We start from the raw sequence: 12,281 nt of genomic DNA, 5'->3' as shown, positions 1-12,281 counted from the left end.
CTACCAACGCCCGCTGGCCACGGTCCACATCAAAGACAGCCTGCGCCGAATTTCGCCCTGCGCCAAATCCCCAGCAGCCACGCGATCCGGGCGTGCCACGGCCTGACGCAAAACCCATTCCGCCTGCCACCCGGCATACATCGCAGGACGGGCATCTGCCGAAACACCGGAGGCGTTGGAACGCGCCTGCTGAACCCGGTCCAACGCCTTTTGCGCCAGCGCCTGCACACCTTCGGATGTGCCAACCAGCAAGGGGATACGGCCCCGCGCCTCAAGACCAGGAATGGCCCGCAGCCAATTCGCCACGCCGACGCCATAGCCAAAGTCGCGCAGCACGCCCTCATCCGCAGCGCCCAAAACCTGCGCCGTCGCAACCATCAGCGACCCGGCCGAGTGGTTGATATAGGCGTCGAAATGCGCCTCATCCTCAAACGGATCGCGGTAAATGTCCCAACGCCTGACGGCGACATACTCATCGAGCATAGCAGCCAGATGCGGCGACAGAACCTGCGACAAGGGCGTCACGACCTCGTGCCGGCGTGCGGGCTTACCCTCGGCAATCTCCTGCAGCGCATCGCGCCACCATTGCAGCCGCATCTCTGCGATCATCGCCTCTTGCGTGACCCATGGCGCGCGCGCGACCTCGACATTCAGTGCGTACAATGGAAACAACAGCGGCCGCGCCGCGACCGGTGCTGCCATCACCGCCATGAACCGATCGGGATCGGCGCGATGCACCAGTTCCGCACAGGCTTTGACGTCTTCGTCAAATTCTACTGTCACTCGGCCACCGCCGCTTTTGGCCCGCAATCGCGCACCAATTTCCACTGGATCGCGTCTAGTAGTGCCTCGAACGAGGCATCGACTATGTTCGCGCTGACGCCCACGGTCGACCAGCGCCGCCCCTGCCCGTCTTCGCTGTCTATGATGACGCGGGTCACCGCCTCGGTCCCACCCTGGGTGATGCGCACCTTGAAATCGACCAGCTTCATATCGGCAAGAACCTGTGAGTACTGTCCCAGATCCTTCGCCAGTGCCTTGGCCAGCGCGTTCACCGGCCCCCGGTCGCTGCCATCATCGTCCAGCGACTCACTAACCGACAGCTTTTTCTCACCGTCGACTTTAACAACAACCACAGCCTCGGACAGGCTGACCATCTTATTGTACTTGTTCTTGCGCCGCTCGACGGTCACCTTGTAGCGCTTGACCTCAAAGAATTCAGGCAATTGGCCAAGTTCATCCCGCGCCAGCAACTCGAAGCTGGCCTGAGCAGTGTCATACGAATACCCCTCGGCCTCACGCTGCTTGATCCGGTCCAAAATACGCCCCAGCGCCGGGTCGTTTTTCTCGACGACCAGGCCGGCCTCGGTCAGGCGTTTGCGCAGGTTCGACTGCCCTGCCTGGTTCGACATCGGAATGATCCGAGCGTTCCCGACCGAACCCGGATCAACATGTTCATAGGTCGATGGGTCCTTGAGGATCGCGCTGGCGTGCAGCCCCGCCTTATGGGCAAAGGCCGATGCCCCGACATAGGCCGATTGCTTGCTGGGCACCCGGTTCAGGATATCGTCCAACATCCGGCTAATGCGCGTTAGACCACCCAGAGCCTGCAAACTAACGCCGGTATCAAAACCCGAAGCATAGGGCTCTTTTAACAACAATGTTGGGATCAGCGCCGTCAGGTTGGCGTTGCCACAACGTTCACCCAATCCGTTCAGCGTTCCCTGAATCTGCCGCGCCCCCGCATCGACGGCGGCCAGAGAACAAGCCACCGCGTTCTCGGTATCGTTATGGGTGTGAATGCCCAACTTATCCCCGGGCATCCCTGCTGCAATCACCTCTGATACGACCCGCGACACCTCAGCCGGCAGAGCGCCACCGTTGGTATCGCACAGCACGACCCAGCGCGCGCCTGCGTCCAGAGCGGCCCGACACACCTCAACCGCATAACCGGGATTGTCCTTGTAGCCGTCAAAGAAATGCTCGGCATCGAACAGAGCCTCGCGCCCCTGCGCCACGATATGCGCGACCGAAGCGCGGACGTTCTCGACATTCTCCTCCAACGAGATCCCCAGCGCATGGGTGACGTGATAATCATGCGATTTGCCGACCAGACATACGGCCTGCGTCCCCGCATTCATCACCGCGGCCAAAACGTCATCATTCTCGGCAGACCGGCCCGATCGCTTGGTCATCCCAAACGCGGTCAGACGGGCGGACGTCTTTGGTGCAACCTCGAAAAACGCGCTGTCCGTCGGGTTCGCGCCGGGCCAGCCACCCTCAATATAGTCCACGCCCAACTCGTCCAGGGCCTGCGTGATCTGCACTTTTTCAGCGGTCGAGAACTGAACGCCCTGCGTCTGCTGCCCGTCCCGCAAAGTCGTGTCGTAGAGGTAGAGACGTTCCTTTGCCATCAAACCTCCTCCAACTTGGCCGCGTCAAAACCAGTGCCTGGCACCAGTTCGACCCCATCCTTGCTCATACGAACTTCCAACCCGGCAGCCAGATACGCCGCTTTCAGGCGGTCCACTTCCGAAAAGTCCTTGCTCTGCATCGCGATGACCCGCGCGTCCGCCAGCCGGTCCGCATGAGCGGACAAGTCCACCGAAGCTGTATCCGCCCACGCGCCCATTTCCGGTGTCAACAGACCCAGCAATTGTGCAGACGCCAAAAAGTTCGCCAGCAATCCTTTGTGCAAATCAACCGGATCATTTGATGCGGTTTCTTGACGGTTTATCTGGCGCTCCAAGCGATAAAGCTCGGCCAAAGCGCCCGCCGTGTTCAGGTCGTCACTCAGCGCAGTGACAACAGCGGGCGCCGCGCCGGCGGCGGGCTCGATGCCCGCTGTGAGCGCCCGCCACTTGCGCAGCGTCGCCTCGGCCTCGTGGGCCTTCTTCTCAGTCCAGTCCATCGGCTTGCGATAATGGGTCTGCAGGAAGACAAAACGGATCACCTCGCCCGGAACGCCCTGCTCCAATAGATCATGCACAGTGAAGAAATTGCCCAGCGATTTGGACATCTTCTTGCCTTCCACTTGCAACATCTCATTGTGCAACCAGACGCGTGCGAACTCACCCTCGGGGTGCGCGCAGCAGCTTTGGGCGATCTCGTTTTCATGATGCGGGAACATCAGATCGTTGCCGCCGCCGTGAATGTCAAAGCTGTCGCCCAACAACTCATAGCTCATGGCCGAGCATTCAATGTGCCACCCCGGACGCCCACGGCCCCAAGGGCTGTCCCATCCTGGGAGATTATCAGTCGAGGGTTTCCACAGCACGAAATCCATCGGGTTCTTTTTGTAAGGCGCAACCTCAACCCGCGCGCCCGCGATCATGTCATCGACGGACCGGCCGGACAAAGCGCCGTATTTCTCCCTCCAACTGTCCACGGCGAACAGAACATGGCCTTCGGCTGCGTACGCGTGTCCCTTCTCGATCAAACCTTCGATCATCGCGATCATCTGGTCGATATATTGCGTGGCGCGCGGCATCTCATTCGGCTCCAATGCCCCAAGCGCGCCCATATCATGCAGATACCAGCCGATGGTCTCGTCCGAGCGCTCCTGCACCAATTGTTCCAATGTGCCCACGGCCCCGGCCTGCTGACGCGCCAGAGCAGTCGCGTTGATCTTGTCATCCACGTCGGTGAAATTGCGCACATAAGTCACGTGATCTGCGCCGTAGGTGTGCCGCAGCAAGCGATAGAGCACATCAAACACCACCACCGGCCGAGCATTACCCAAATGAGCACGATCGTAGACGGTGGGCCCGCAGACATACATCCGCACATTGTCGGCGCTGATCGGAACGAAATCCTCTTTCGTCCGCGTCCGGGTGTTGTGCAGTTTGATCGTCGTCATCGGTCGGCTCCTAAAAACAGCGTGGCTTCTCGCGTTGGCGCGGGCTTAGCAACTTGTCTCAGGGATGAAAACGAAAGAAACCGGCCCGCTTGATAAATCAGCAGGTAATGCAGCAGATAATGATGCAGGTCATCCGGTTCATACTGTTCCAGTAGCATGCGGATCGCTTTGCGCCAAGCCCCCAGTTCCGAGCCTACGGTCACCGATTGACATTCCCGAACGCCTCTGGCCCAGTCTGCGCAAGACATCAGACGGAGACGGACCATGAAATTGTCACAGCGCATCACGCATCTGACCGAAGGCGGCAGTGACGGTTGGGATGTGTTCTATCGCGCCCGCCAGATGATCAGCGACGGCTATGCGGTAACCGAGCTGACCATCGGCGAACATGACATCCGCACCGATGCATCGATCCTTGAGGCGATGGACTTGTCTGCCCGGCAGGGTCACACCGGTTATGCGATGGTTCCCGGCACCGATCTGCTGCGCGACACAGTCGCCGCCCGGTTGCGGGCTCGCACCGGTATCCCCACCACGCGCAACAACGTATTGATAACGCCCGGCGGGCAATCGGCGCTGTTTGCAGCCCATGTCGCGGTGTGTGATCCCGGTGATGTGGGGCTGTATCTCGACCCCTTTTACGCCACCTATCCCGGCACGATCCGGGGCGCCGGAGCCGTGGCTCGATCGATCCAGACCACCGCCGAAAACGCGTTCCAGCCCCGCGCCGAGCAGATCGAGGCCGCTGCCGATGGCGCAGTGTCCTTGCTGGTCAACACGCCGAACAATCCAACCGGCGTGGTGTATTCCCGCCAGACCCTCGAAGGGATCGCCGAGGTGTGCCGCAAGCGCGATCTCTGGCTGATTTCCGACGAGGTCTATGACACGCAAGTCTGGGAAGGCGAACATATCTCACCCCGTACCCTGCCCGGCATGGCCGAACGCACGCTGGTTGTCGGTTCAATGTCGAAATCCCACGCGATGACCGGGTCCCGCTGCGGCTGGATTGTCGGCCCGGAAGAGGTGATCTCGCATCTGATCAACCTCGCCACAAACACAACCTATGGCGTACCGGGATTCATTCAGGACGCGGCCAGTTTCGCACTGAACGCGGGCAATGATCTGGAGGAGCAGATCGCCGAACCCTTCCGCCGACGCCGCGCGCTTGCGGTTGGTATTCTCGACGCGCAGAACACCATCGGGATGGTTCCGGCGCAGGGAGCGATGTACCTGATGTTGGATATCCGCGCCACCGGGCTCAGCGGGGATGAATTCGCCAACGCCCTGCTCGATTCCCACGCGATCGCCGTAATGCCGGGTGAAAGTTTCGGGTCAGCCGCCGCGGGTCATATCCGCGTGGCTATGACCATCGATGACGAAAGGTTCGCAAGCGCTCTTACCACAATCTGTACGTTTGCGGCTGAATTAGCTAAACATCACGCCGTCGTCGGTTGACCGATTTCAGAACCGGAAAGAGGTACGCAGGTTGAACACATTCGACCCCAAACCGCCTTCTGTGCGCGTGGCATCGTCAAAATTCTGACGCAACGCTTCGCCGCTGATCACTAAGCGATCATTTATGGGATAGGCAACACCGATTCCGTAAACCGCAGCAGTGTCGTTTTCGACCGAGGCATCCAATCTGGCTGCGCCAACGATTACGTACCCCAAGGCTCCACCGAAATCGTAACCACCACGCAGTTTCAAACGGGTCATACCATCCAGGCTGCCTTCGCCATCACTCAGGTCAAATGAAAGGCGATTATATTCAAGCTCACCGCCCAGAACAAAGCTGCCGAAATCGCGGTCATACCCGATATGAGGGCCAAAGGCCGTGTCGTTACCGCTCGACCCGTTCGGGCCATCGGCTTCCGCATACCCAAAGCTGAATCCGGCATAAGCCCCGGTCCAATCCTCAGCCATTGCCGGGGTTGCGATGCTCGCCACCAAAACAAAACTGAGGGCCTTAAGGGCTTTCATAAATTTCTCCTACCGGACCTTTCGCCAATGCAGTTGGTCGTTCGGGTTACCTTAACTTAGAAACCTGGCTCACGATTATTAAGATTCAATTGAGATCACGAACCACTCTTAAATAAGTGAAGGAACTATAACAGATTTCTTCCTTAGCGGGAAAAAACTTTGGAAATCAGAGGAAACGCCGTGACACCCGCACAACAGTTTCGCTTTTGAACTCTCAGGTCGCAAACAGGACAGAAAGCAGCTGTGCACATCGGAATACTGATCGTCAAAACGCGAGGACAGATGCAAAGCGACGTTTGGAAAATTCGGCTGATCAGCCGCACCATCGGTGCGGACCGTGGTCGTGCAGCACGAGGGCGACCAACAAAGGTGTGAATACCCCTCACTCCTGACGCTTTTTCTATTGGATTCTGACCCATGAACGATCAAACCCGTACCTCTTCCCGCAGCGGCGGACGCGCCGCGCGTCGTGCTGCCCGCGCCACCGCCCTTCCTGAACATCTGCGACCCATCCGCCCTGGCATGGAGGGAGGTGTCCTCAATGTTCTGACCCAGGCACAGATCGAACGCATTCACGAGGCCGCGTTGACCGCGTTGGAGACCATTGGTCTGGCCGACGCACCGCAAAGCGGAATCGATTACCTTGTCGGAGCCGGTTGCACGTTGGGCGACGATGGCCGAATCCGTTTCCCCCGCGCCCTGGTCGAGGACACGATCGCGAAAGCAAACCGTTCGGTCACCCTGTACAGCCGTGACGGAAAAACCGACCTGGACCTGTCTGGTACCAAGGTTCACTACGGTACTGCAGGTGCGGCCGTCAGCATGGTTGACGTTCATGGGAATGAATATCGGGATTCCACGGTTCAAGACCTGCACGACGCATCCAGAATCTGCGAACAGCTTGAAAACATTCACTTTGTCCAGCGTCCAATGGTTTGCCGAGACATTCCCGACAACCTGGAAATGGATCTGAACACGATTTACGCCGCATGTTCGGGCACATTCAAACATATCGGCACATCCTTCACCGAACCTCACCACGTGGCCCCTGCGATGGAGATGATCTACATGATCGCCGGTGGTGAAGATAAATACCGAGAGCGTCCGTTCGTTTCGAACTCGAACTGTTTTGTCGTGCCGCCGATGAAATTCGCAACGGAAAGCTGCGAGGTAATGGAGTTGTGCATCAAGGCCGGGATGCCGGTTCTGTTGCTGTCGGCCGGGATGGCGGGTGCGACCGCGCCCTCAACAATCGCCGGAGCGATCACCCAAGCCACGGCAGAATGCCTGGCGGGATTGGTTTATGTAAACGCCGTAAGTCCCGGTGCTCCTGCGATTTTTGGCACATGGCCCTTTGGCCTGGACCTGCGTACGGGCGCCATGTCGATCGGGTCCGGCGAACAGGCCCTGCTAACCGCAGGCTGTGCCCAGATGCACCGGTTCTACGACTTGCCGGGCGGTTCAGCCGCTGGTGCATCCGATTCGAAGATGCCCGACATGCAGGCGGGATGGGAGCAGATGTGTTCGAACGTCATGGCCGGGCTGTCGGGTGTGAACATGGTGTACGAAGCGGCCGGTATGCACGCCTCGTTGCTGGGCTTCTGTCTGGAAAGCCTCATCCTCAGCGACGATCTGATCGGTCAGGCGCAGCGCTGCGTGCGTGGGATTGAGGTGACCGACGAAACTCTGGCGCTCGACCAGATCGCAGAAGTCTGCATGGGCGGACCGGGTCATTATCTTGGCACCGATGCAACGCTGAGCCGGATGCAGGCGGATTATGTCTATCCAACCTTTGGTGACCGCACCTCACCCAAGGAATGGGCAGAACTGGGCAAACCCGACCTGATTGAAAAGGCAATTAAGCGGAAGGAAGAGATTCTGTCGACCCCGTCCCCGGCCCGGTTCGATCCGCTGCTGGATGCCGAACTTCGTGAAAATTTCAACATTCATCTGCGTCAATAAAGTATTGTAAAAGCGGCCAGAAAACATCTGGCCGCTTTCTATTTCGGGGTTAGCCGTCGGTCGCCGGCAGCAAACCTGCTTCCTGTGCCACGGCAATTTCGGCCTCATCCAGCGCACCGTCACCGTTTGCGTCCATCGCCGAGAAACCATCTGCGTCAACGTCGGGCAGAACGGCTTGAACCTCTTCGATTGTCAGCACGCCATCGCCATTTGCGTCAGCCGAGGATTGTGCGACAGCCAGTGTCGGAAATCCAAGTGCAATGGCAGAGATAACGGCCAGAGTTTGCGGTTTCATTGTGATGCCTCCTGATAGAGCTTTTTGCGTGTTGTCGTCCGGACAGCATCAGAAACACCCGAGCCTGATCCGCTGTCACCCGTTTTAAGTGTTTTCAGAGCTTTCGCGCCAATCTCCGCGTGTTTTACAGAGTCGTGTCTGCGGGTGCCCGCCGGAAAAAACGCCCTTGTCGCATCTCGGCAAGTCTTGCCCGACGCGAGATGCAAAATCCGGCAAAGCTCTGCTCAAATTCCCGATGAAGCTTTCGCAAAAAGAAAGGGGGCCGAAGCCCCCTGTCAGTTTCGCCTTCCAGGCTCATTTCGTTGACCGCCCGGTGTTTTTTTGCCTGCGGCCTGGACTGCGCATGGGACGAGCGCACCCGCCCCGTGAAAGAGTGGGAAAGAGCAAATATTCCGCCCCACCCTGTTCCCGGCCGACACGGGCATGTCGACCGAGTGGAGCGAGGCATCGATGGTAAGTCTCAGCGCCTTGCTCCGTATTCGTCGGGGTCGGTTACTTAGGCAGCGTTCCGACCCCTACGCCCCGGGTTGCCGGGACGTTAGTTTTAGCTACATCCGCTGGTCGCGCCGCAGGTGTTGCATTTCATGCAGGTGCCGTTGCGCACCAGCGTGTAGTTTCCGCATTCGCCACAAGGATCGCCCTCATAGCCCTGCATCTTGGCCTTGGTCCGCGCGTCCATTCCGGTAGCAACCGCTGTTTCAGCAACAGGCGCTTCAAAGGTGGGCGCGGTTTCGGCCATGCCGTTCAACTCGGCCTGACCGCCATTGAAGACCATCAGGTCCTGCGGCAAACGCTTGCGAAGATACCCGGTCGAGCTGATTTGTTTCAGCACTTCCAAGGACTTGGTCGCCGCGCTGTCACTGATTTCCGAGACATTGGACAGACCGTCTTCCTCCCCGCGGCCCAGATCGTCGAAGGTTGCGCCTTCGGGTTTCACATGGGCCAGATCGGTGCGGTCCAGATAGGACACGGCCAGCTCGCGGAAGATGTAATCCAGGATCGACGTCGCGTTCTTGATCGAGTCGTTGCCCTGCACCATCCCAGCCGGTTCGAACTTGGTGAAGGTAAAGGCATCCACGAACTCTTCAAGCGGCACGCCGTATTGCAGGCCAACCGACACCGCGATGGCAAAGTTGTTCATCATCGCCCGGAAGCCAGCGCCTTCCTTGTGCATGTCGATGAAAATCTCGCCCAGCTTGCCGTCTTCGAACTCACCGGTCCGCAGATAGACCTTGTGCCCACCCACGATCGCCTTCTGGGTATACCCCTTGCGACGATGCGGCAGTTTCTCGCGATGGCTGCGGATGATTTCCTTGACCACAACCTTTTCGATCACCTTCTCGGCCAGAACGACGGCTTTTTCTTGCGCCGATCCGCTTTCCAACACTTCTGCCGCTTCGTCATCATCCTCGACTAGCGCTGCTGCCAAAGGCTGCGACAGTTTCGAGCCGTCACGATAGAGCGCGTTGGCCTTCACACCCAGCGACCAGCTGAGTTCATAGGCCTTCTGGCAATCCTCGATGGTCGCGTCATTCGGCATGTTGATCGTCTTCGAGATCGCGCCCGAGATGAAGCTCTGCGCTGCCGCCATCATGGTGATGTGGCTATCAACTCCAAGGAAACGCTTGCCTTTTTTACCGCACGGGTTGGCGCAATCGAAGATCGAATAGTGCTCTTCCTTCAGATGCGGCGCGCCTTCCAGCGTCATGGTTCCGCAAACGTGGTCGTTAGCCGCGTCGATATCCGCGCGGGTAAAGCCCAGATGGCGCAGCAGGTCGAAGGTCGGGTCATTCAGCTTGGTCGCCGGAATGCCCAGTACGCCGGTGCAGAAATCCTCGCCCAAAGTCCACTGGTTGAACACGAACCGGATGTCGAAGGCACTTTCCAGCGCGGCATCCACCTTGGCCAGCTCATTGGGGCCAAAGCCATGACCCGTCAGCGAGGTGTGATTGATCCCCGGCGCGTTGCCGATGGTGCCGTGACCAACGGCGTAACCCACGATCTCTTCGATTTGAGACGAAGAATAACCCAGTTTCTCAAGCGCCGACGGCACCGAGCGGTTGATGATCTTGAAATACCCGCCACCGGCCAGCTTCTTGAATTTGACCAGCGCAAAATCCGGCTCGATCCCTGTCGTGTCGCAATCCATCACCAGACCGATGGTGCCGGTGGGCGCGATCACGGTCGCCTGAGCGTTGCGGTAACCGTTCTTCTCACCAAGGCTCAGTGCCTCATCCCAAGCCGACATGGCCAGATCGACCAGACGCTTGTCCGGGCAGTTGCCGTGGTCCAGAGGCACCGGCTTGACGGCCAGTTTCTCATAGCCTTCGGTCACGCCCTGCGAGGCGCGGCGATGGTTGCGGATGACGCGCAGCATGTGATCCGCGTTCCGTTCGTACCCCTTGAACGGCCCCAGCTCACCAGCAATCTCAGCCGAGGTCGCATAGGCCACACCGGTCATGATCGCGGTCAGCGCGCCACAGATCGCCCGGCCCTCGTCCGAGTCATAGCTGTAGCCCATGTTCATGAGCAGGCCGCCGATGTTCGCGTAACCCAGACCCAGCGTACGGAAGTCGTAAGACAGCTGCGCGATTTCCTTCGACGGGAACTGCGCCATCGTTACCGAGATTTCCAGCGTCAGCGTCCAGAGGCGCGAGGCGTGCATGTAATCCGCGGCCTGAAACTCACCATCCTTCAGGAAGGTCAGCAGGTTCATCGATGCCAGGTTACAAGCCGTATCATCCAGGAACATGTATTCCGAGCACGGGTTCGAGCCGCGAATCTCACCATCTTCGGGGCATGTGTGCCATTCGTTGACGGTGTCGTGGAACTGGATGCCCGGATCGGCACAGGCCCATGCGGCGTGGCCAACCTTTTCCCACAGATCCCGCGCCTTCACGGTCTTGGCGACCTTGCCGTCGGTGCGGTTGATCAACTCCCAATCGGCGTCTTTCTCAACAGCGGTCAGGAACGCATTGGTGACGCGGATCGAGTTGTTCGAGTTCTGACCCGAAACCGAGCTGTAGGCTTCCGAATCCCAGTCCGTGTCATAGGTGGGGAATTCGATGCTGTCGTGGCCCTGCCGCGCATAATCCAGTACGCGTTTGATATAAGTCTCGGGGATTGCGACCTTTTTGGCTTCGCGAACCGCTTTCTTCAGGCCGTCATTCTTGTTGGGATCATACGCATCGTCCTGCGCGCCGTCCCAGCTACGGATGGCCTCGAAAATGCCGTTCAGCATCTTCTCGTGCATCTTGGATCCGGCAACGATCGAGGCCACCTTCTGCTCTTCGATCACCTTCCATTCGATGAATTGCTCGATGTCCGGGTGATCTGCATCGACGATCACCATCTTTGCTGCTCGACGGGTTGTCCCGCCTGATTTGATCGCGCCAGCGGCGCGGTCGCCGATCTTGAGAAAGCCCATGAGGCCCGAGGATTTGCCGCCACCCGACAGCGCTTCGCCTTCTGCACGCAGATGGCTGAAGTTGGTCCCAGTACCCGAGCCGTATTTGAACAGGCGCGCCTCGCGCACCCACAGATCCATAATGCCGCCTTCGTTCACCAAATCATCGTCGACCGACTGGATAAAGCACGCATGCGGCTGCGGATGTTCGTAAGCGGATTTCGATTTGGTCAGCTTGCCGGTCTTGTAGTCGACATAGTGGTGTCCCTGCGCAGGACCGTCGATGCCATAAGCCCAATGCAGACCCGTGTTGAACCACTGCGGGCTGTTCGGAGCAGCGCGCTGGGTCGCTAGCATATAGCGCATCTCGTCAAAGTAAGCGCGCGCATCTTCCTCGGTTGAGAAATAGCCGCCTTTCCAGCCCCAGTACGCCCAAGCACCTGCCAGACGATCAAACACCTGCTTCGATGATGTTTCCCCCCCGAACTCAGCGCCTTCTGCGGGAACCGAGCGCCACAGGAATTCGGGAACGTCTTTCTCTTTGACCTTTTTCAGAGCGGACGGGATACCAGCCTTACGGAAGTATTTTTGCGCGATGACGTCACTTGCCACCTGGCTCCACTTGGCGGGAACTTCAATTTCGTCGAGGCGAAACACAATGGTGCCGTCCGGGTTCCGAATTTCCGAGGTCGCAGACACAAAGTCCAGATCTGCGTAAGCGTCCTGCCCCGATTTGGTGAATTTCCTGTCAATCTTCATGTCCGCAGCCCTAGATTCAA

At 58.7% G+C, this 12,281-nt stretch carries 9 protein-coding genes; 2 read left to right on the top strand and 7 right to left on the bottom strand.

The window, feature by feature from the left end; genetic code table 11:
* The 4 genes from ACR0ER_RS16190 to ACR0ER_RS16175 are packed head-to-tail and all read right to left on the bottom strand — an operon-like array spanning nucleotide 1 to nucleotide 4,062.
* On the bottom strand, nucleotides 1-783 hold the full coding sequence (locus tag ACR0ER_RS16190) for a squalene/phytoene synthase family protein (RefSeq protein WP_480769826.1): 783 nt from the start codon (nucleotides 781-783) through the stop codon (nucleotides 1-3).
* On the bottom strand, nucleotides 780-2,414 hold the full coding sequence (gene cimA / locus ACR0ER_RS16185) for a citramalate synthase (RefSeq protein WP_480769825.1): 1,635 nt from the start codon (nucleotides 2,412-2,414) through the stop codon (nucleotides 780-782). Before cimA ends, ACR0ER_RS16190 begins: the two co-directional genes overlap by 4 nt.
* A complete protein-coding gene (gene cysS / locus ACR0ER_RS16180) occupies nucleotides 2,414-3,859 on the bottom strand; it encodes a cysteine--tRNA ligase (protein WP_480769824.1) in 1,446 nt (481 codons plus the stop codon). The genes cimA and cysS overlap by 1 nt, the downstream gene beginning before the upstream one ends.
* Complete coding sequence (locus tag ACR0ER_RS16175) at nucleotides 3,856-4,062, bottom strand: hypothetical protein (protein WP_480769823.1); 207 nt, start codon at nucleotides 4,060-4,062, stop codon at nucleotides 3,856-3,858. The genes cysS and ACR0ER_RS16175 overlap by 4 nt, the downstream gene beginning before the upstream one ends.
* A gap of 61 nt (nucleotides 4,063-4,123) precedes the next feature.
* Between ACR0ER_RS16175 and ACR0ER_RS16170 the strand changes: the two genes are divergently transcribed.
* Nucleotides 4,124-5,314 (top strand): pyridoxal phosphate-dependent aminotransferase, encoded by a 1,191-nt coding sequence (locus ACR0ER_RS16170; protein ID WP_480769822.1) that lies wholly within the window; start codon nucleotides 4,124-4,126, stop codon nucleotides 5,312-5,314.
* A 6-nt stretch (nucleotides 5,315-5,320) separates the two neighbouring features.
* On the opposite strand, the gene ACR0ER_RS16165 is transcribed toward ACR0ER_RS16170, so the two are convergent.
* Nucleotides 5,321-5,839, bottom strand: a complete 519-nt coding sequence (locus ACR0ER_RS16165; protein ID WP_480769821.1) for an outer membrane protein — start codon at nucleotides 5,837-5,839, stop codon at nucleotides 5,321-5,323.
* A gap of 417 nt (nucleotides 5,840-6,256) precedes the next feature.
* Here ACR0ER_RS16165 and ACR0ER_RS16160 point away from each other — a divergent pair, with 417 nt between their 5' ends.
* On the top strand, nucleotides 6,257-7,801 hold the full coding sequence (locus ACR0ER_RS16160; protein ID WP_480769820.1) for a trimethylamine methyltransferase family protein: 1,545 nt from the start codon (nucleotides 6,257-6,259) through the stop codon (nucleotides 7,799-7,801).
* 49 nt (nucleotides 7,802-7,850) lie between these two features.
* Here ACR0ER_RS16160 and ACR0ER_RS16155 read toward each other — a convergent pair whose 3' ends face one another.
* Nucleotides 7,851-8,096 carry an EF-hand domain-containing protein gene (locus ACR0ER_RS16155; RefSeq protein ID WP_480769819.1) on the bottom strand — a complete coding sequence of 82 codons (246 nt, stop codon included), beginning with the start codon at nucleotides 8,094-8,096 and terminating at the stop codon, nucleotides 7,851-7,853.
* A gap of 544 nt (nucleotides 8,097-8,640) precedes the next feature.
* Nucleotides 8,641-12,261: a vitamin B12-dependent ribonucleotide reductase gene (locus ACR0ER_RS16150; RefSeq protein WP_480769818.1), complete on the bottom strand. Its 3,621-nt coding sequence runs from the start codon at nucleotides 12,259-12,261 to the stop codon at nucleotides 8,641-8,643.
* Between the last annotated feature and the right edge of the window lie 20 nt (nucleotides 12,262-12,281).

Source organism: Ruegeria sp. CH8 (assembly GCF_056536985.1).
Note: the sequence above shows the minus strand (reverse complement) of the source record. Positions and strands in the feature narration are given on the sequence as shown.

Coding starts and splice junctions, on each gene's coding strand:
- ACR0ER_RS16170 (WP_480769822.1), top strand. CDS start 4,124: ATGAAATTGTCACAGCGCATCACGCATCTGACCGAAGGCGGCAGTGAC.
- cysS (WP_480769824.1), bottom strand. CDS start 3,859: ATGACGACGATCAAACTGCACAACACCCGGACGCGGACGAAAGAGGAT.
- ACR0ER_RS16160 (WP_480769820.1), top strand. CDS start 6,257: ATGAACGATCAAACCCGTACCTCTTCCCGCAGCGGCGGACGCGCCGCG.
- cimA (WP_480769825.1), bottom strand. CDS start 2,414: ATGGCAAAGGAACGTCTCTACCTCTACGACACGACTTTGCGGGACGGG.
- ACR0ER_RS16150 (WP_480769818.1), bottom strand. CDS start 12,261: ATGAAGATTGACAGGAAATTCACCAAATCGGGGCAGGACGCTTACGCA.
- ACR0ER_RS16155 (WP_480769819.1), bottom strand. CDS start 8,096: ATGAAACCGCAAACTCTGGCCGTTATCTCTGCCATTGCACTTGGATTT.
- ACR0ER_RS16165 (WP_480769821.1), bottom strand. CDS start 5,839: ATGAAAGCCCTTAAGGCCCTCAGTTTTGTTTTGGTGGCGAGCATCGCA.